The 20,300-nt window shown below is 44.2% G+C and carries 20 protein-coding genes; 8 read left to right on the forward strand and 12 right to left on the reverse strand.

The window, feature by feature from the left end; translation table 11 throughout:
• Positions 1-107 precede the first annotated feature (107 nt).
• The gene (locus IGI92_RS12950; RefSeq protein WP_301388248.1) at positions 108-881 is read left to right on the forward strand and encodes a MerR family transcriptional regulator; all 774 of its coding nucleotides are present in this window, start codon (positions 108-110) and stop codon (positions 879-881) included.
• A gap of 60 nt (positions 882-941) precedes the next feature.
• Here the strand turns inward: IGI92_RS12950 and IGI92_RS12955 are convergent, their stop codons facing one another.
• Positions 942-1,859: a LacI family DNA-binding transcriptional regulator gene (locus tag IGI92_RS12955; protein ID WP_005234116.1), complete on the reverse strand. Its 918-nt coding sequence runs from the start codon at positions 1,857-1,859 to the stop codon at positions 942-944.
• Positions 1,860-1,872: 13 nt separating this feature from the next.
• Positions 1,873-2,136, reverse strand: a complete 264-nt coding sequence (locus IGI92_RS12960; protein ID WP_005228502.1) for a hypothetical protein — start codon at positions 2,134-2,136, stop codon at positions 1,873-1,875.
• A 193-nt stretch (positions 2,137-2,329) separates the two neighbouring features.
• Here IGI92_RS12960 and IGI92_RS12965 point away from each other — a divergent pair, with 193 nt between their 5' ends.
• The 3 genes from IGI92_RS12965 (at position 2,330) to IGI92_RS12975 (ending at position 4,452) form a co-directional block, all read left to right on the forward strand.
• On the forward strand, positions 2,330-2,578 hold the full coding sequence (locus tag IGI92_RS12965) for a helix-turn-helix domain-containing protein (RefSeq protein ID WP_005234115.1): 249 nt from the start codon (positions 2,330-2,332) through the stop codon (positions 2,576-2,578).
• Between the two features lie 175 nt (positions 2,579-2,753).
• Positions 2,754-3,689: an ABC transporter ATP-binding protein gene (locus IGI92_RS12970; RefSeq protein ID WP_005234114.1), complete on the forward strand. Its 936-nt coding sequence runs from the start codon at positions 2,754-2,756 to the stop codon at positions 3,687-3,689.
• Positions 3,682-4,452 (forward strand): ABC transporter permease, encoded by a 771-nt coding sequence (locus IGI92_RS12975; RefSeq protein WP_005228499.1) that lies wholly within the window; start codon positions 3,682-3,684, stop codon positions 4,450-4,452. The genes IGI92_RS12970 and IGI92_RS12975 overlap by 8 nt, the downstream gene beginning before the upstream one ends.
• A gap of 53 nt (positions 4,453-4,505) precedes the next feature.
• Here the strand turns inward: IGI92_RS12975 and IGI92_RS12980 are convergent, their stop codons facing one another.
• On the reverse strand, positions 4,506-6,335 hold the full coding sequence (locus IGI92_RS12980; protein ID WP_301388243.1) for a glucose PTS transporter subunit IIA: 1,830 nt from the start codon (positions 6,333-6,335) through the stop codon (positions 4,506-4,508).
• 290 nt (positions 6,336-6,625) lie between these two features.
• Here IGI92_RS12980 and IGI92_RS12985 point away from each other — a divergent pair, with 290 nt between their 5' ends.
• Positions 6,626-7,825, forward strand: a complete 1,200-nt coding sequence (locus tag IGI92_RS12985) for an enolase C-terminal domain-like protein (protein WP_301388241.1) — start codon at positions 6,626-6,628, stop codon at positions 7,823-7,825.
• A gap of 93 nt (positions 7,826-7,918) precedes the next feature.
• Here the strand turns inward: IGI92_RS12985 and IGI92_RS12990 are convergent, their stop codons facing one another.
• From IGI92_RS12990 to IGI92_RS13010, 5 genes are all read right to left on the reverse strand, one after another.
• Positions 7,919-8,626 (reverse strand): GntR family transcriptional regulator, encoded by a 708-nt coding sequence (locus IGI92_RS12990; RefSeq protein WP_005234110.1) that lies wholly within the window; start codon positions 8,624-8,626, stop codon positions 7,919-7,921.
• Positions 8,623-8,949 carry an MGMT family protein gene (locus tag IGI92_RS12995; RefSeq protein ID WP_008380664.1) on the reverse strand — a complete coding sequence of 109 codons (327 nt, stop codon included), beginning with the start codon at positions 8,947-8,949 and terminating at the stop codon, positions 8,623-8,625. The genes IGI92_RS12990 and IGI92_RS12995 overlap by 4 nt, the downstream gene beginning before the upstream one ends.
• Before the next feature lie 139 nt (positions 8,950-9,088).
• Positions 9,089-10,477 (reverse strand): glucuronate isomerase, encoded by a 1,389-nt coding sequence (gene uxaC / locus IGI92_RS13000; RefSeq protein WP_400449839.1) that lies wholly within the window; start codon positions 10,475-10,477, stop codon positions 9,089-9,091.
• Between the two features lie 16 nt (positions 10,478-10,493).
• Positions 10,494-11,570, reverse strand: coding sequence for a mannonate dehydratase (uxuA, locus tag IGI92_RS13005; protein WP_008380661.1), 1,077 nt, complete (start codon positions 11,568-11,570; stop codon positions 10,494-10,496).
• A gap of 3 nt (positions 11,571-11,573) precedes the next feature.
• Positions 11,574-13,169, reverse strand: coding sequence for a mannitol dehydrogenase family protein (locus IGI92_RS13010; protein WP_301388236.1), 1,596 nt, complete (start codon positions 13,167-13,169; stop codon positions 11,574-11,576).
• Positions 13,170-13,357: 188 nt separating this feature from the next.
• Between IGI92_RS13010 and IGI92_RS13015 the strand changes: the two genes are divergently transcribed.
• Entirely contained in the window at positions 13,358-14,026 is a 669-nt protein-coding gene (locus IGI92_RS13015; RefSeq protein WP_005234106.1) for a GntR family transcriptional regulator, read from the forward strand.
• 97 nt (positions 14,027-14,123) lie between these two features.
• On the opposite strand, the gene IGI92_RS13020 is transcribed toward IGI92_RS13015, so the two are convergent.
• Together IGI92_RS13020 and IGI92_RS13025 are read right to left on the reverse strand one after the other, a co-directional pair.
• Positions 14,124-14,960, reverse strand: coding sequence for a YitT family protein (locus IGI92_RS13020; protein WP_005234105.1), 837 nt, complete (start codon positions 14,958-14,960; stop codon positions 14,124-14,126).
• 65 nt (positions 14,961-15,025) lie between these two features.
• The gene (locus IGI92_RS13025) at positions 15,026-15,946 is read right to left on the reverse strand and encodes a cation transporter (RefSeq protein WP_086297959.1); all 921 of its coding nucleotides are present in this window, start codon (positions 15,944-15,946) and stop codon (positions 15,026-15,028) included.
• A gap of 325 nt (positions 15,947-16,271) precedes the next feature.
• On the opposite strand from IGI92_RS13025, the gene IGI92_RS13030 reads away from it, so the two are divergent.
• Entirely contained in the window at positions 16,272-17,063 is a 792-nt protein-coding gene (locus IGI92_RS13030) for an L-threonylcarbamoyladenylate synthase (protein ID WP_005234103.1), read from the forward strand.
• A 107-nt stretch (positions 17,064-17,170) separates the two neighbouring features.
• On the opposite strand, the gene IGI92_RS13035 is transcribed toward IGI92_RS13030, so the two are convergent.
• Positions 17,171-17,488 (reverse strand): hypothetical protein, encoded by a 318-nt coding sequence (locus IGI92_RS13035; protein WP_005234102.1) that lies wholly within the window; start codon positions 17,486-17,488, stop codon positions 17,171-17,173.
• A gap of 514 nt (positions 17,489-18,002) precedes the next feature.
• On the opposite strand from IGI92_RS13035, the gene IGI92_RS13040 reads away from it, so the two are divergent.
• Positions 18,003-18,320 carry an RNHCP domain-containing protein gene (locus IGI92_RS13040; protein ID WP_301388234.1) on the forward strand — a complete coding sequence of 106 codons (318 nt, stop codon included), beginning with the start codon at positions 18,003-18,005 and terminating at the stop codon, positions 18,318-18,320.
• A gap of 209 nt (positions 18,321-18,529) precedes the next feature.
• Here IGI92_RS13040 and IGI92_RS13045 read toward each other — a convergent pair whose 3' ends face one another.
• On the reverse strand, positions 18,530-20,299 hold the full coding sequence (locus IGI92_RS13045; RefSeq protein WP_005234100.1) for an ABC transporter ATP-binding protein: 1,770 nt from the start codon (positions 20,297-20,299) through the stop codon (positions 18,530-18,532).
• Position 20,300: the final 1 nt, after the last annotated feature.

A 20,300-nucleotide genomic window follows, 5' to 3' on the forward strand; every position in this document is an offset into this window, starting at 1 on the left:
TCCTTTCTTTGTTATAATTATAGCACATTTTAAAAAACGCAAAAAAATTTTCTTGACTTTGTCGTTACGTCAACCTTTAGGATACAGGTGTAAGGAGGGAAAAGCCGATGGAATATACGATCAGTGCCTTAGCCAAACTGTCAGGAGTCAGCAGCCGTACCCTGCGGTATTATGATCAGATCAAGCTGTTACAACCGCAACGCACCAACTCAGCTGGTTACCGTATCTACGGGAGACAGGAAGTCGATCGCCTACAGCAGATTTTGTATTTTAAGTCTTTTGGGCTGTCATTAGAAACGATCCGCGGGATCTTGGATGAGCCGCAAGCATCGATCCAAACGGTCTTGTTGCAGCATTACCAACAGCTTTTACAAGAGCGAGCAGCCCTGGACAGTCTTTTGACCACCTTAGCGCAAACAATTGATTATTATGAAGGAGAAAAGACGATGACCGATCAAGAGAAATTCAGTTATTTTAAGAAACAAAAAATTCGTGAAAACGAAGCAAACTACGGTGCCGAGTTACGAGAAACCTACGGTGAGGAGATCATCGAAAAAAGCAACCAAAAGTGGCAGCAGATGACCCAAGTCAATTATCAAGCACTGACCGACAACGAAAACCGCTTATTACAGCTGTTAAAAGAGCTATTGACTGAAAAGGAAGGGAAACGAATCCCTTCTGACAAAGCCCAAATGGCTTTTGCTGCACATCAAGCATGGCTCAAACAAGCAGCACCCTTTTACTCAGCAAAATATCACCGATCTTTAGGGGAAATGTACGTTCAAGACGAGCGTTTTACCGCCTATTACGATCAAAAAGCGGGCGTCGGCAGCGCCCAGCTGTTGAAACAGATCATTGACCATTACACCGAATCCCATTAAAAAAACGATGCGCAAGCACTGCCCGTTCAGGGGCTTTGTTTGCGCATCGTTTCGTCTATGCTATCGTTTGATGAACTCATAGGGCATGCGATAGTTGCCGCTTTTTTCCATTATCGCCAATTGGACGGCAGTCTCCCCGCAAGCTTGCAAGTGATGATCGATCGTTGAAAGCTGCAGCAGCTCGCTGATGTATAAATTGTCCCGTCCAATCACAAGCCATTCTCCCGGCGCCTGCGACTGGATCCCAGCAGCAACATGATCCCCATTGGTGAAAATCGCTTCGACCCCTTTATCTGCAAAATAAGCAGCTGCTTCTTTGCCATCTTCTTCCGTCAAACAATCCCAAAAGATCAAGTCTTCGGAAAAAGTCGAAAAATAGTCATGAGCCAAACGGACCGTGATTTTTGAATTGCTGCTGAGCTTGCGGCTACGTCCCAATGTCACGCCGATTTTCTGGATACCTTGTTCCTTAAAATACGTAAAGACTTCTTTGATCGATTCCTCTCGATCAATATAGGTGCAACCGTCAGTCAAATACGAGATATTCTCACAAAAGACGATGCGACCGTAAGAACGATAAGGCAATAAGGTTTCGATCGGATTCGCCCGCGAGGCAATGATCAAGGCATCAAAGCTTTTCGCCGCAAATTCTTGCAAATACGCTTCCTCTACTTGCGGATCATAGTTCGTGGCTAAAAGCGTCACCTTATAACCCCGAGCAAACGCTGCTGTCGTGATGCCGCTCAACAAGCGATCGAAGTACGGATGATTGACAAATGGCAGAATCACACCAATATTTTTGGTTTTACCAACACTCAACGCTCGTGCCGTGTAATTTGGAATATAGTTGACCTCTTCCATGACAGCCAGGATCTTACGACGCTTTTCTTCACTGACATACGGATTGTTATTAATGACTCGTGAAACCGTTGAGACCGAATAACCGGTCAAGCGTGCAATATCCCGAATGTTTGCCATGACTCACTGCTCCTTAAACGAATAATTGTTCTTTCATATAGTCTATCACACTTAACCCACATGTATAAAATTCATAGTAATCATTGTGATGAATAAAACCGATGCGCTGAGACCCGAAGTGTTCATCACACGTCAAGTGACTGATCTCATCCACAGGAATTTCTACTAATCGTTCTTGAAAGAACCCTTTTGGCTTCGTCAATACCAGTTGTTGTCCATCAAAAGCCAACGTTACATAACAACATTCCGCACCATTTTTCTTCATGTATGTATTCATTTTTTCATCCCGCCTTCCTTTTTATAAATCAAGCATACTGTATGAAACGCGTCTCAGAGCAAGTCATTTGTTTCACTTTTTAACAAAAACCGTTCGACCTTCATGTGAATTACTTCGCATATTTTGCTTTTGTTGGTACAATAAAAAGAGAACAGTGCGAAAGGAAGCGCAATTTTTTAAGGAGGACCGCAAAGTGACATTAGAAGAAGCTTTTTTATTAGACACCTTGCGTTGCCGCTTCAAGTTTTTAAGAGAAGAACGCGGATTGAGCCCAAAAGAAGTATGCCAGCATCTCGATGTGTCTTACCCCGATTACACCTTATACGAAGCAGGCGATCGCTTACCCGATGTATTGACGCTGCTACACGCAGCTTCCCTCTATAATGTTTCTGTCGATTACTTACTAGGACAGACAGAACGACCAGAACGGTATTTATGCTAACAATCGACTTTATCGAAAAAACGATCAAACGGTCGTTTTTTCTTTTGTCTCTTTCCCACTTTTAATCAATTAGCAACAATCGTTATCTAATCGAATGAAAAAATCAAAACATGCGGTTCTTCTTGAAAAAAAATGATAGAATAAACCATCATACATAGAAGGAGTTCAAATAAACATGACCTATGCACTAGAACTAACCGATTTACGCAAAGTCTATGCTACCGGCGTTGAAGCGTTGCGGGGCATAAATTTGACGGTAGAAGAAGGCGACTTTTATGCCTTGTTAGGCCCAAACGGCGCTGGAAAATCCACCACCATCGGCATTATCACCTCTCTTGTCAATAAATCTTCCGGAAGCGTCAAAGTCTTCGGCTACGATTTAGACAAAGAATTGGTCCAAGTCAAACAACAGATTGGTCTAGTTCCCCAAGAATTCAATTTCAATCCCTTTGAAACGGTCCAGCAGATCGTGGTCAATCAAGCCGGGTATTATGGTGTCCCCCGCAACGAAGCCATCAAGCGCAGCGAAAAATACTTGAAGCAGTCGAATTTGTGGGAAAAACGCAATGTTCGTGCGCGGATGCTGTCAGGCGGGATGAAACGCCGTTTGATGATCGCTCGTGCCCTGATGCATGAACCACGGCTATTGATTTTGGATGAACCGACGGCAGGTGTCGATATCGAATTGCGTCGGGAAATGTGGAGCTTTTTGCGGGAGCTGAACCAAAATGGCACAACGATCATTTTGACGACCCATTATTTAGAAGAGGCGGAAATGCTTTGCCGCAATATCGGGATCATTCAATCTGGTGAACTGATCGAAAACACTAGTATGAAATCTTTGTTGGCAAAACTGCAATTTGAAACCTTTCTTTTTGATATCGCACCGATCAAACAAGCACCAACGATCACTGGATATCCGATCCAAATGGAAGATGAACAGACCATCGCCGTTGAAGTCGCTCGAGACCAAGGCGTCAACGATCTTTTTGCTCAATTCAGCCAGCAAGGGATCAATGTCCTCTCCATGCGCAACAAATCCAATCGCTTGGAAGAACTATTTTTGAAAATCACCGAAGAAGCACACGAAGCGGAGGAAAACCATGTTTAGTCTTTATTTTACAGCCTTAAAAAGTTTAGCGGTCAAAGAGACCAACCGCTATTTAAGGATTTGGGTGCAGACCCTCGTCCCACCCGTCATCACTACTTCCTTATACTTCATTATCTTTGGGAAAATGATCGGCAGCCGCATCGGCGAAATGGGCGGCTTTTCTTATATGGAATTTATCGTTCCCGGGCTGATCATGATGTCGACGATCACCAGCTCTTACTCCAATGTGTCTTCTTCCTTCTTTTCACAGAAGTTTCAAAAAAACATTGAGGAACTCTTAGTGGCGCCGGTTCCTACTCACGTCATTATTTGGGGCTTTGTCTTTGGCGGACTTGGCCGTAGTATCTTGGTGGGCACATTGGTGACCATCATTTCCCTTTTCTTCGTGCCATTACATGTGTATTCTTGGGTCATCGTTGTCTTAACCCTTGTCATGACCGCCATCTTATTTTCATTAGCAGGGTTGCTAAATGGGATCTTCGCCCAATCCTTTGACGATGTTTCCATCGTGCCAACCTTTGTTTTACAACCATTGACCTATCTTGGAGGCGTCTTTTACTCCATCAGCATGCTGCCGCCGATTTGGCAAACGATCTCCAAAGTCAACCCGATCGTGTATATGATCTCTGGTTTCCGCTACGGCTTTTTAGGCACCATCGATGTCCCAATTTTCCTATCCATCGGTATTTTGGTCTTGTTCATTGTTGTCTTATACAGCGTATGCTGGTACTTGATCCAAAAAGGCCGCGGGCTGCGTAGTTAATTGCAATAAAAAAAAGATGAACTTCATTAATGAAGCTCATCTTTTTTCTTTTATTAGGCATTCAAAACGACTTTTTCCAGCAATGCACCGGCTTGGTGTCTGCCTTCTAAATCAGTACTTCCAGAAAATTGCTGCACGCGATCCATGTTGGTGATCAAAACGATCACCATGGTTTCTTTGCCTTGCTGCTTGATATAAGGTAGATCCATTTGTGCCAGTTTGGTTTGCGGAGTGACTTGCTCCCCAGCTTTGACAAAGACATCAAAGCCTTGCCCGCCAAGTGAGACTGTATCGATCCCCATATGCACAAGAACTTCAACGCCGTTTTGGGTTTTGATCCCGACGGCATGTTTTGAAGGGAACACAGTGGTGACTTCGCCACTGACCGGTGCAAAGATTTGCCCATCTTGTGACTCGATGGCATAGCCTTCTCCCATCATTTTCGTTGAAAAAACTTCATCTGGTACATCTTCTAATGGGACATATTCTCCATGGGTCACGGCATGCAGATCCACTTCGTTGGTGTAACGATCGCCTTCGGCTGCTTGATTTGGTACCAAGAACCAGCTCATTGCAAAGGATAAGCCGATTGCCAAGATGATCCCTAAAACAGCATAGATAAAGTATTCCCCAATATAGGCTGGCAAACTAAAGATACTTGAAAGAATATATCCATAAATCCGAACACCGAAGAAACTGATGAAGGCAGACGCCACAGAACTACCAACTGTTGCTGCGATAAAGGCTTTTTTATACTTCGACAAAATCCCGAATAACGCAGGTTCTGTGATCCCTAACAAGCCCGAAACAGCCGAAGATAGAATGATCGATTTTTCTTCTTTGGTTTTGACTTTGAAATAAATAGCTGCTGTTGCGCCGGTGATTGCCATATTTGCCATAAACATCATTGGCATCAACATGTCATACCCTTGATTGGCGAAGTTTTGCAAAGCGATCGGGGTCATGGCATGATGCAGACCCGTGAAGATTGCGATTGGACGAATCGCCCCTACCACAATTCCTGCTAAGACAGGCGAGATAGTGAATAACCCAGCCACGCCAGCAGCCAGTAAGTTTCCTAGATGGATACTGATTGGGCCAATGACCGTTAATGTCAAGATACCAGCGACAAACAACGAAATCGTCGGTGTAAACACGGTACGCAGCACTTGTGGTAAGAGTTTATCGACCCAACGGTAAATATAGCTAAGCGCTAGCACGGCAAAGATAATGGGAATCACTGTCCCTGCATAGTTAAAGACGGGTACTGGCAGTACGCCGAACAAACGAAAGGCGGAAATGCTTCCTTCGGCTACCGCATTGGTCATCGTTGGAAATTGCAGCGTTGCCGCGATTGCGATCGCTAAATATTGATTGGTTTTAAAAATCCGAGCGGCTGAGGCAGCAACAAAAAATGGCAAGAATGTAAATACGCCGCTCGCGATCATGTCGATCACTAAATAGGTGTCTGTTTGATTAGAGATGACATTCAAAGCCACCAATCCAGCCATTAATCCTTTGATCATTCCTGCGCCAGCGATAGCTGGAACGATCGGACCAAAAACGCCAGAAACGGTATCCATAAATAAGGAAACGGCTCCTTTTTTCTCTGATGTTTCCCCTTGGTTCGCTTCATCAAGACCTAATTCTTTGGCTAAAGGTGCATAATAATCAGCAACATCCGTTCCTATCACTACTTGCAGCTGATTGCTTTGATATTTTGTTCCTACGACTTTGGGTGTTTTTTCTAACGCCGCATAGTCGACTTTTTTCTCATCCTTTAAATCAAAACGCAAGCGAGTCATACAGTGCCATGCATTGTTGATATTGTCTGATCCGCCAACATCTTTAATGATCTGTTTTACGATGTCTTCTTTGGTCATCTTTTTTTCCCCCTGTTGTTTGCTAACGGTCCTGATCCTTTTGACGGGCGCCCTTTCAGGTGTTTCCGTTTTCACACACATAGTAGCATGCTCACACAGACTTGTAAAACCAGTCCTTTTTTGATAAAACCAGAATAAAAACGCTATATATCAACGTTTTATTATAAAATAGGCAAAAATTGGACTGGTTTTATGGTGTATATCCAGTTTTTATTAGACCAAATTGACAGCGGTTGCCAAGCATGTTTCAATGGCTATAGCAACTAGAGACAAAAATTGGAGTGAATGAAATGACACCAACGATCATCACCGACGTCAAAGCCTTTGCGATCAAACCTGATCGTCATAACCTTGTTGTCGTTAAAGTAGAAACGAACAAAGGCGTATCTGGGTTAGGTTGCGCAACCTTCCAGTTTCGCCCACTAGCCGTAAAAACCGTCGTTGACGAGTATTTACGCCCCCTCTTACTTGGCCGCGATGCCAATCAAATCGAAGATCTTTGGCAAGTGATGAATGTCAATTCTTACTGGCGGAATGGTCCGATCACCAACAATGCCATCTCAGGAGTCGACATGGCTTTGTGGGACATCAAGGGACAATTAGCCGATATGCCATTGTATCAACTGTTAGGTGGAAAAGCGCGTACGGCGATTCCCGCCTATACCCATGCCGTGGCAGACAATCTCGAAGACCTTTATCAAGAAATCGATCGCTTCTTGGCTGAGGGGTATCGCTATATCCGTTGCCAATTAGGCTTTTATGGTGGAAACCCTAGCCAACTGCAAACACCCGATCAGCCCATCGCTGGTTCCTATTTTGATCAAACAGACTACATGGACACAACACTGAAAATGTTTGCTGCGATCCAAGAACGATACGGCAATCAATTTCAAATGCTGCATGACGTGCATGAACGGCTGCATCCAAACCAAGCGATTCAATTTGCAAAAGCCGCTGAACCTTTTAATCTCTTTTTCCTAGAAGATATTTTGCCGCCGGATCAAAACAAGTGGTTGCAGCAACTCCGCAGCCAGTCGGCGACCCCGATCGCGACCGGCGAATTGTTCAATAATCCGATGGAATGGCAAGAGCTAGTCAAAAATCAACAGATCGACTTTATGCGTGCCCATGTCTCACAAATCGGTGGGATCACGCCAGCATTGAAATTGGCTCACTTCTGCGATGCGATGGGCATTCGGATCGCTTGGCACACGCCGTCTGATATCAGCCCTGTCGGCTTAGCCGTCAACACCCATCTAAATATCCATCTGCACAATGCCGCGATCCAAGAAATGATTGCGATCCCAGCAAATACCCAGTCGGTCTTTGGTGGCAGTCCACAACCTGAAAACGGCTATTTTTATCCGATCGAGAAAAGCGGGATCGGGATCACGTTTGATGAAGCAGCTGCTGCGGAATTTCCCGTGGTTTACCGTCCACATGAATGGACCCAGAGCCGTACACCAGACGGCACATTGATCACTCCTTAAACACAACAAAAGACATCCCCTGTCCAACCGACAGGGGATGTCTTTGTTCTTTCTGGGTAAAAAAGACGCAACTGGCAAATTTGCTTTTCCAAATCAATCGATGCGTGAGCGATGGATCTCGCGGTCAAAGGGACGGATGTAGGTCACGGCATAATCAATGGCAACGATATTGCTGAACTCATACACGCGGCCGTCTTCTAAAATCGCCCGATTGCTGATCTGCATTGCCGGCGTCCCCCGTTTGCACAATAAAATGCCCGACTGCGCAGTCGATGTGGTGATGGGGGTATAGCTGGTGATGTAGTGGGAAATGCGGTACCCGCAGCTTTCGACATAGCGTTGGATCGAGTGCTCCACGATTTCTTGTGTCAATTCGGGAAATAGGCTGACAGGCAATTTAGAGGTTTCCAGCTGTTCGATTTTGTAATTAACGATCCGCACTCGTTCAAAGGTCCAGACCTCCTCGTCTGGGCCTATTTGGAAAATCTGCTGTTCATCCAACGTTGCTGCCGCCTTATTCAAGGAAATCATTTTGGAATGGATTCGGTCATAAGGGGTACGGGTCAAGGAATTAAAGATCATTGGATTTTTGACCCATTTTTCATGGATAAAAATCCCTGAACCTTGAACTACTTTGACGATCCCGATCTCTTCAAGGTTTTTGATTGCTTGCTGGATCGTAAACCGCGAAACGCCATAGGTTTGCGCAAGGGTTCTTTGGTTGGGTAATTTGCCGGCAGAAAATTCTTCCTGATAGATTTTACTCAACAGATCTTGCACGATAAATTCACGTTTTTTCATAATGGCTCCTTCATTTGAGCGGGAGCGATCTCGCTCATGGACCAACTGCAAGCCTTCATATCGATACGACCACTGGCTTTGAAGACCACCCCTTCATCGACGAGTGCTGCTTTTCGCACATTGGCGGTGGGACCAACTAAGACGCCATCTGCCCGCACGACTCGATGGGCAGGGACATCCTGAGGGCTCAAGCGCATCGCTCGACCGACTGCTCGCGCGCCGTTGATTTGTCCCAATTTCCACGCAATCTGACTATAGGAGACGACTTTACCAAAAGGGATCTGCCGCGCCAGCGCATAGACTTCTTCATAGAATGGATTCATACTACTCGCTCCTTCTTTGATTCTTTCTATCATAGTACTGGATTCCCTGCCAATAGTAAATGAACAGACGCAACTTTAGCAATAGCCATCCAAACACTCGATTCCTTCTCTAGCAAGCCAAGAACGAATCGAGTAGTCATTAGTTTGGAAAATCAAAGTAGGTTTTCGCATTGTGATAGGAGATGTCTGCGACGATCTGCCCTAAATACATTTCATCTGCTGGCAGTTGTCCGTCTTCCACCCATTCACTGATCACCTGACACAAAATCCGCCGGAAATACTCGTGGCGTGGGTAAGACAAAAAGCTGCGAGAATCCGTCAGCATGCCGACGAAGTTTCCGAGAATCCCGCCTTCTGCTAGGGTCGTCAACTGATATCGCATACCAGAATACGTATCATTGAACCACCAAGCAGAGCCTAATTGCAGCTTGCCTTTGCTCTCTTCTTGGAACGCCCCCATCAGCGCAGTCAACACTGGATAATCTTTGGGGTTCAGTGAATACAAAATCGTCTTCGGCAATAAGCTTTCCGCCTGAAGCTGCGCCAATGTCCGACTCAAGCCGCTCGCTAGACGATCGTCCCCCATCGCATCACCGCCGCTATCAGGTCCTAGTTGTTGGAAAAGTTTTTGACTGTTGTTGCGAGTCGCCATCAGATGCAATTGCGCGGTCCAGCCTTGCTTCGCGTATTGGCTCATCAAGTCAATCAGCAAGCCGGTTTGAAACTGTCTGATTTCTTCATTAGTCAGTGTCCCAGTGGTCAAACGCTTCTGAAAAATCGCTTCAAGTGCAGCGGTATCGTAGGCTTCCTCTCCAAGACGTGATAGACTGTGATCTGCTAAACGACAGCCCCGTTGCTGGAAGTAAAAAATACGTACGGCCAATGCTTCAACCAGCGTTTGATAGCTAGTGATTTCTTTGTTCGCAGCTGCAGCCAATTGCTTAAGGTATGCTGGAAATTCTGGATTCTGCAGATTGATTGCTTTGTCAGGACGAAAGGTAGGATACACGGCAAAGGATTCTTCTGCCAACTTTTGATGATATGTCAACGAATCAATGGGATCATCCGTCGTACAGATTACCTCAACGGCCATCTTTTTGATCAGTTCTCGTGGTGAAAATTCCTTCGTCTGCAGCTGTTGATTGACTTTTTCCCAAATGCTTGCTGCATTGGCTAGTGTCAACCGCTCATCAATACCAAAGATTCGCTTCAATTCCAAATTGGTCCAGACATATAATGGATTGCCAATGCAAGCCTCCAAGGTCTGCGCCCAAGCACAGAATTTTTCGTAGTCATCAGCATCGCCAGTGATCAAAGATTCTGCAACACCATTGGCACGCATCAAGCGCCATTTGTAATGGTCCCCCGCCAGCCACGCTTGGGTGAGATTGGTGAAGTTTTGGTTTTCGAAAATCTCTTTCGGCTCTAAATGGCAATGGTAATCAATGATCGGCTGCTTTTTTGCATACTCATGGTACAACTGTTTGGCAAAGCTGTTTTTCAAAATAAAATCGTCAGTTAAAAACATTTCTTCGCTCCTTTTCTTAACGCCCCACGCTCTTGTCGATGGCTTCCCACAACCCTAATAAGTAGGAAGCGCCGATCGCCCGATCATACAAGCCATAGCCTGGACGTCCCGTTTCTCCCCAGATCATTCGCCCATGATCTGGTCGAATGTAGCCGTCAAAGCCATTTTTGTACATCGCTTCTAGGATCTGATACATGTCTAATGAGCCTTCAGATGAGAGATGCGGTGCTTCATAAAAGTCTTTGTCATTGCCCAAGTATTGAATGTTACGAACATGGGCAAAAGGAATCCGATCCCGGCGACAAAACTCAGCCAAAATCTCATAGACATTATTGGCTGGGTCTTCGGCGATACTGCCAGTACAAAGTGTGATACCATTTGACGGACTGTCTACCACGTTGCAGACCCAATCCAAATCATCGCGGTTTTTAACGATACGAGGCAGACCAAAAATCGAATAGGGAGGATCATCTGGATGAACAGCCATCTTGATGCCGACCTCTTCACAGGTGGGAATGATGGCTTTTAGGAAATAAGCAAAGTTTTCTCTTAATTTGTCATCATCGACATCCTTATACGCAGCAAACAATTCTTTGACATGTGCCAAACGTTCTGGTTCCCAGCCTGGCAAGGTATAGCCAGAGCTTGACTCCTCAACTTCTTTGACGATCTCTTCTGGGTCTTTGTCGATCCCTGCTTTTTCAAATGCCATCGTAGAAGAACCGTCGGCTAAGCGATAATCGAGATCCGTTTTGATCCAATCGAAAATCGGCATAAAATTATAGCAGATCACTTCGACCCCATATGCTGCCAAATTACGAATCGTTTTTTTGTAGTTTTCGATATACAGGTCTCTCGAAGGCAAGCCAATCTTGATGTCATCATGAATATTGACGCTTTCGATCACCTTCAGGGAAAGGCCAACTGCTTCGACTTCTTCCACGAGCGCCTTGATCCGTTCTTTCGGCCAAACTGCCCCAGCAGGCAAATCAAAGAGTGTGCCGACGATGCCTTTCATTCCAGGAATTTGACGGATATCTGCTAACTTGATTTTATCGTAGTCTTTTCCATACCAACGAAATGTCATTTCCATTTTTTATTCGATCCCTTCTACTGTTTCATGTAATGTTTTACGGACTGCGCCGGTTCCTGCCAGCATCTTAGCGAACAAGTGACCCACCTTTTCAGCGATTCCTGCTTGATAAAGATCCAAACCAAAAATCTGCGGATTTGCTAAGATTGGTCGAATGATCCCTTGAACATCGGCGGCTGTCCCTAACTGACACTCACGTAAAATCTCTTGTAATTCTGCTAAGAGGGGATCAGGACTTGGGCCAAATGGATGGCCTTCATCATCGATCGCTAATAGATAACGCAACCAGCCTGCAATCGCTAAGGGAATGAAAGTCAGCTCAGAAGCCGAGCCTTCTTTCTCCACATACTTTTTGATGGTTTCGCCAAAACGGATGGCGATTTTCTGTGAGGTATCTGCGGCGATCCGCTGTGGAGTGTCAGGAATCAGGGGATTCGGTAAACGAAGGCCCACCACCTCATCGATAAATTTCTTTGGCTGAATGATCTCAGGATCTTCCACTACCGGCAAGCCTTCACGATAGCCGATTCCTTTGATCAAAGCAACAATATCTGGATCGGTCATTTCCGCAGCAATAGATGTATAACCGAGTAAACAGCCGAACAAACTCATTGCGGTATGCAGTGGATTCAAACAAGTTGTGACTTTCATACTATCGGTTTTGTCGACGATCTCTCGACTCGTCAAGATCACCCCCGCTTTATCCAAATTCGGGCGACCATTTGGAAAATCATCTTCAATCACCAAGTAATGAGTCGCCTCTGTGTTAGCAAACGGAGCGATATTCGTTCCTTTATCGGTATGTGTAACTGGCAACTGCTGAATGCCAGCTGCTGCTAATTCCTCTGCAACTGCTGTCGAAGGATTTGGCGTGATCCGATCGATCATTGACCACGGAAACGTCACCTGCGCGTTGTTTTCTAAGTATCGGACAAACGCTTCTGAAACATGCCCCAGCTTTTGCCATTCTTTTGCGATGGTGACAATCGCCATTTGGAAACGGAGCCCATTTTGCGAAAAATTATCGGTGGAAACCATAGCGATCGGAAGTGCCCCTGATTGAAAACGATCCCATAAAAAGCTAGCCAAAATGCTCATTGTATGGTTGACCTGATGGGGACCCGCAGCGAGATCCGCTTGTACGACAGGTAAAAATTTCCCCTGACTGTCTTTTAAGCCATAGCCTTTTTCTGTGATCGTTACGGTAACCAACTGTAGTGACGGCTCCTGAAATACTTTGCGTATTTGCTCATAACTCGCAGCACGGGAAGGATGGCAATAATAACTAGCCGCCGTTGACTGGAGCAATTTTTTCTCCAACCGTCCCCCTTCATGCATGACCACTTCTAAAATATCATTCTCGTAAGGGGCATATACTTGATCAATCACCTGTTCATCAAAGGTTTCACAAACTACGATTCCTTTTGTCAGCGCTTGTTGATCGATCAACGTTTGGGCTACTTCTGCGTGAAATGCCCGATACAAATTTCCCCCACCAAAGTGTAACCATTGAAACTGAGTATCTGATTGATCCGTCACTTCTTTGGGAACGATCGGCATCGTAACTCCTGCCTGCTTCAAGGCAGCAAAATCAAACATCCTACTTCCTCCTTTTTCTTAAAACTGATATATTAGTATTCTAGTTCATTCTATACTGAATTGCAAGCCTTTACAAAAGGTTATTCAACTTATATACTAGTTTTATTACTCAAAACTATCCCTAGGCACCTTCCTTCAGAGTTTTTCTTTAGAAGGTAATTGAATGCCTGATACAGAAAGAAGCGTTTATGTTGAACCCTACAAATTTTCAATCACAAGCTTATGAATCAATCAAAGAGTTGATCTTAACCGCCAAACTGATTCCCGGTCAAAAAATATCTGAAAAGGAATTGGAGCAACGGCTAACCATTGGCAGGACGCCGATCCGTGAAGCAATTATTCGTCTGCGCCGTGAAGCACTGATCCATGTCGTTCCCCAAAGCGGCACCTATATTTCTAAAATCAGTATCAAACAAATTGAAGAAGCTCGTTTTGTCAGAGAGACGCTTGAAAAAGAAGTATTCGTAGCGGCCTGCCAAGCCATTACAGAAGAGCAGCTGAAAGAACTAGAAAAACTCGTTATTTTGCAGCGGACCTATGCCCAATTGAAGGATGAAATCGAGTTTTTCCAACTCGACGAGGCCTTCCATCAGTTGATCTATAAGATTGCAGACAAAGAAAATGTCTGGAATTGGCTACAAACGATCAATCTGCCTTTAAATCGCTTCCGCTTCTTACGTTTAGAGGTGGAGGAATTGTCTTGGGAAATTATTTTGCGGGATCACGAAGAAATCTTAGCCACTTTAAAAGAAAAAGACCAAGCCAAAATTGCTCCCTTGGTCGGACAACACATTGATGTCATTGATAACGATTTGATTTTTGTGGAAAAGGCCTTTCCCGATTACTTTACGGAGTAAAGCTATTTGAAAATCATGGACCTTAAAAACCACCCTCGTCGAGTAGATTGCCTACTTGACGAGGGTGGTTTCATACGCTGAACAAGCGAGAATACGCTCATTCGATTGGGTGATAACTAAAGCCTTGGCCCAGTACTTCTGAGACATTATTGACGATCACAAACGCTTTTGGATCAATGGTCTCAATGATTTGTCTGATCTGCATAAATTCTTGGTCGCTGGCCACGATCAACAGTACTTGTTTGTCTGCTTGCTGGTAGCCGCCTTGGGCAGCCAATAGTGTGGCACCACGAGCTGTTTTATCAAAGACTGCTTCTCGAATCTCGTTCACGTGGTTCTCACTTAAGATCATGATGGATTTCTTCCGGTTAAAGCCCGTTTCAATGTAGGTCATCACACCAGAGGTGATCACGATCGATAATATCGCAAACAAGAACTCTTCAAACCCGAAAACGAACAAGTTCATAGAAACAACGATCGCATCGGTCGCCAGCAAGCCAATCGCTGGATTCAAATTAAAGTATTTCTTGAAAATCAGCGGTGGAATCGTTGTGCCACCGCTAGAAGATTGATTTTTATACAAAATCGCTACTCCTAAAGCAAAAATCGCACTGCCAAAAATCACGGAAAGCAGCCGGTCTTCAGCCACCATATATTCTGGGACTAAAGCAATTGCTACTGGAAAAGCAAAACTACCATAAAGGACTTTCAAAAAAGGGCCCTTCCCTAAAAAGGCATAGGCAAGAATAAGCATGAGAATATTCAAGACCATGATCACAGCCGCTCGATCCCAACCGAGTGCTGACTCTAATAAAATACCGATTCCGCTGACACCGCCAGCTGCCACATGATGCGGGCCTAAAAATAAATTGATGCTTGCCGCTAACAAGAAAAGTGCTGCGGTGATTTTTCCATAGGTTTTCAGAATTGTCATTTGTTTCCTCTTTTCTCTGTCATTTTCACAAGTTGATTCCGTCAGTGACCGATTAGCAGCCATTCTTACTCCTCACTATACGCCCATTTGATGTCACCGACAAAATTTATGTTTAGCCAGAGGGAATAACCGGAAATCTGTTGACTGATTGCTTGATTCAATCGTTCTCGCAAGGGATCTTGCCGCCCTACTGTATCAAGAGGAGTTGCAGGTAAAATCACTACATCTAATTCCACAATAACTTGATTACCGACTTTAGCGGTACGTAACACAAAGTCCACCACTTCTTCTGCGCGCAATTCTTTTTCAACGATCGTCATGATCGTTTCTCGCAGTTCTTCTTTTGGGGTAGAAGAAGTCAATTCTAAAATCGCTGCTTTCAACTCTTTTATCGAAAGCTGGATAAAGAATAGGGTGATCCCGATGGAGATGATTGGGTCGACATACATCGCAAAATTCCCATAGGGACTGGCTTGAATCAGCCATGACACAAGAAATGAACCGACGACACCCAGACTAAAGAAAAAGCCGAAACGCCATTGTTCTAGTTCTACCCAGTAAAAGGGATGAGTCAGTGGTTTCTTTTTTAAGTACAAGTAAAAAGAGAAACAGTAGATCGTACCAATCAGCGAGAAATACAAACCGATTGGATCAATCATGCCATCACTGACGTGTAATAAACTAAAAGCAGATTCAATGATTCCATAAATTGAGATCAGCAAGATGATACTATATTGAATAAAAACAACCAACGGCATCAACGCTTCTTTGCCGAATGGGAAACGTTCAAAGTCTTGGGCTTGGATATATTTTGCCACATACAAAGCAATCAGTGACATCACTGCACCAATCAATGTATAAACACCATCTAACAAGAGGACGTTATAACTGACCAGTAACCCAAAAAGCAAGGCACCGCCGCCATAGATACTCCCAGCGACAATCGATGCCAGCAAAAGTTTGCGTATTTTTTTCTTTTCACTCATGATACTCCTCTTTCTTTTTTTCAAAAAAACTATCAAATTGATTGCATTCTTCTATCTATAAGCCTATCTTCCCATATAAATAACATAAAAAACAGTCAATTTTTTCATACAAAGCGGAAAAAAATAGTATTGCTGTCAATCATTCACTCTATTCTCTAGTGATGCATATTCGATCTTTCTATTCCACTCTTTTTACATTCTGGTGTAAATCCCCTTGACTACGCGGATTGATTCCCTTATCATCAAGGGTAACCATATTCAATCAGAATTTTCAGAATATTCCGTTATATTTTTCATAACGGCGATTCATTGGAAGACAGGGAGGATGAAGAGAGTGAATGAAGCAAAACAAGTCCCATGGACAGGAGAACCAAACCAACGAGCGATCAACTATTTGAATGAAGAAGGCAAAGTGATCGTCTGCCCAACCAAAGTCGGCTATATCATTGCCGTCTCTGATAAAAAAGGGCTGGAACGCAAGTTTTCAGCAAAGAATCGCAAGCGTAACAAACCAGGCGTCGTTCTTTGCAGCTCATTGGAGCAGCTACATGAATTAGCCGAATTAAATGCGGAAACCGCCGCCGTTTATGAAACGTGTTGGAACAATGACGTGTTATTCGGTGCGATTTTGCCTTGGAAAGAATCAGGAAAAGCCTATATCCCAAAAGATGGTTCAGAAGAATTGATGACGGACGTTCGGGGAACCAGCTGTTTCGTGATCAAATTCGGTGTCCCTGGTGAGCAGATCTCAAAAGAACTTTGGGATCAAAAAAAGAAATTGCTTTTCGCCAGCTCAGCGAACCCTTCAGGCAAAGGAAACCGCGGACTTGTTGAAGGGATCGGCGAACAAATCGCGCAAGAAGCCGATCTAATCATTGAAGGCAACGACTATGTTGCATCGATCCAACCAGACAAAACGCTGGAAACCCGCTACGAACAAGGAGTCATGGTTTCTTTCGTTGATAAAGACGGTAACTTGATTCCAGAGCAAGGAGACCAACGCTCCATCACTCCCGCACCTGTCTTGATCCGTAAAGGACTCGATGTTGAAAAAATCCAAATGTACCTTTCTGATCACTTCAACTCATGGGACTATCGCCACGGGGAGTATTATTAATCTTTCATCGTCAACAAAGAACCGAAGAACCAGCTAACGGCCCTCCTTTTCAAGGAAAAACGCTCAGCTCGTTCTTCGGTTTTTCAATAGAAAAAAACACTTTTCTTCTATCGTGTTTCTTTCAAAAGCTGAATGATCTGTGCCTGTTGTTTGATGATCGTATCTTGTTGCTTGATTTTAATCCAGTTTTGGTCGATTTGGATAGCTGCTCCGAGATTTTTGTAACTAAGGTTGGGGATCTCCATGAAATGTATTCGGTGTGCAGATAAGTCATTAAAGATCTGAACAGACAGTCCCTCACTCAATTCATGAACCTCTTTTTCTACAATATACTGGTTGATCAGGTCTTCTACAGTCAAACGCTTTTTTCGTTTCTTGCCTTGTGTGCCATTCGAATTTTCAGATTTCTTGTTCGTACCAAACATTTTTGTTCTCCTTTCGTTAGGTCATCCTTCCTCCATTTTGTGATTCCGTGTCTCTTCTTCAGTGACCAAAATAAAATTGAGCGAAACCTGCATACGAACATTTTGTCATAAAATAGCATTATAATCTACATTTTGTTGTTTTTAAAGATAAAAAAGGAGATAAATTACGATCAGGTTTTCTCTGTCATAGAATTCCAACTCTATTTCTGCTATAATCCCCTCATAAACACATAGGAGGGACTCTATGAAAAAGCATTCCTCAATTGCTTTCTAGGGGACGACGCCAATGACAGTGACTTTGGACTACACTTACTGCTGGGTTGTGGGCTGCCGCAACACAGTGCTTAGCACAAAACGAAAAAACTAAGCGTGGTACGGATTGCGAAATCGCATGAAGCTGGAAGCAGAAGTAATCGTTACGGACGGTGAATGTGTCCCTAGCCAAAGAAGCCTGATGAAGAACGAACGGAACCCTTTTCTCTCAAAAGAAATCATTCTTTTGGAGGAAAGCAAAATGAGAAAAGGTGAAAATACGACCTTTGTTTGTAAAAACTGCAGTACGCCTGTGGCACCCTTGACCAATGGTTCTTACCGCAACCATTGTCCCCAGTGTCTCTACTCGTTACACGTGGATATTCGCCCGGGTGATCGTCAAAATACTTGCCATGGCTTGATGCGACCGATTGACTATCGCCAACATTCCAAAAAAGGCTATCAGGTGCTGCATGAATGCACCCGCTGCAAAAACCAGCAGTGGAATATCGTGGCACAGGATACGCAACAGCCAGACCATTTTATTGAGTGGTTGACTCAAACCGCTGCGTATCACTAAAAAACCAAAGAAGACCATGCTTAAGGCTGATCTTTTTTGTTTATCAGATCAACGGATCTCTTATACCACTAACTGCTCATAGACATTGTCGTCATAAGAAGCGCTTGCTTTAACCTAAAAAAAAAACAGCCCGCTGTTTCGTCGATTAGTTGACGAAATTTCGGGCTGTCCTGCTAGTGTCTTCTTGATGATTTTACGTTGGTTTGCGCTTATTCAAAAACGAATTGATTGTGATACAGTTCCGCATAAAAGCCGTCAGCCGCCACCAATTGATGGTGATTGCCTTCTTCAATGACTTCGCCGTCCTTCAAGACAACGATGCGATCGGCATTCAAAATTGTCTTCAAGCGATGGGCGATCACAAAACTGGTTCGTCCTTTGATTGCTTCATCCATTGCTCGTTGAATTTTCGCTTCGGTCACGGTATCGACATTACTGGTGGCTTCATCCAAAATCAACAATTCTGGATTGGTCAGAATCGTTCGGGCAATACTCATCAATTGTTTTTGACCAGTACTGAAAAGGTTGTTCTCTTCGGTGATCTCCGTGTCATAGCCTTTTTCCAACGTCATAACAAACTCATGGATATTGGCTTGTTTCGCTGCTGCAATGACTTCTGCTTCGGTCGCTTCTGGTTTCCCAAAAGCAATGTTTTCACGAATCGTCCCTGAGAACAGCACGGATTCTTGCAAAACGATTCCCACTTGAGAACGCAGCAGATCCAAGTCTAGCTCCCGGATGTCGATGCCGTCAAAGGTCACAGAACCACCATTCACATCATAGAAGCGATTCAACAAGTTCATGATGGTCGTTTTTCCTGAACCAGTCGGTCCGACCAATGCGACCATTTCGCCTTTGTTGACCGTGATCGACACATCTTTTAGGACCAATTTTTGACTGTCATACCCAAAGTCCACATGATTCAAAGCAACCGCCTCTTTGATGCCCTTCACTTTGATCCCGTCTTTTGGTTTGACCTCATCAGGTTCATCAAACATTTCATTGATTCTGCGCGCACCGGTGATCGCCAACTGAATCATGCTGTAACCAGAAGAGATCTGCATCAATGGTTGGTAATACTGCTGCGAATACTGGACAAAGGTCACAACTAATCCTAAAGCAACGGAACGTTCTAAGTCACCGTTCAATGCTAACCAGCCACCAAAGAAAATCACGATTGCCGTGTTCAACAAGGACATCCCTTGCATCAAGGGGAAAAGCAGCCCAGAGTAGACTTGCCCTTTGTAGGTAGCTTCCCGGACTTGTTGGTTGTGGACCAGAAAACCATCGATGGTTTCTTCTTGCAGTCCATTGGTGATGATGATTCGTTGACCACTGATTTTTTCATCGATATAGCCGTTTAATTTTCCGACTTCATCTTGCTGCAGATCGACATATTTGCGGGCTTTTTGGATCACGATCACCGCGATCAACACCGCAATCGGGGTAGAAGCAATCGTTGCCCATGCCAATTCAACGTTTTGACGGAACATCATGATCAAGATCCCCACCATTAAGACTACATTGGTCAGCACTTGCAACAATGCTTGGTTCAGACTGTTTTGGATGTTATCCAAGTCACTGGTGAAACGGCTCAAAATATCACCGTCTTGATGAGAATCAAAGAATTTGATCGTCAATTTTTCCAGTTTATTAAATAAACCGATCCGCATTCTGTTGGTTGATTTCCCCACCACTTGCGTGAACAAGATACTATAGACAAAATTGGCTGCACTGGCTAAGACATAAAAAATCAACAGTTTCCAAATGATCGATAGAAAAGCCGATTTATCATCGACCCCTTGCATCAAACCGCCAACATAATTCGCCAATTCCTGGAACGCTTCTCCGATAAAGACTGGCGCTTGTACTTGCAAATACGTTGCCAGAATCACCGTCACAAAAATGAATAGAAACGACCACTTGTATTGTTTTAAGTAATGGTAGAAAAATTTACTCGCTTTGAACAAATCTGTCATG

Source organism: Enterococcus sp. DIV2379 (assembly GCF_050542965.1).
Lineage (GTDB): Bacteria > Bacillota > Bacilli > Lactobacillales > Enterococcaceae > Enterococcus_D > Enterococcus_D entomosocium.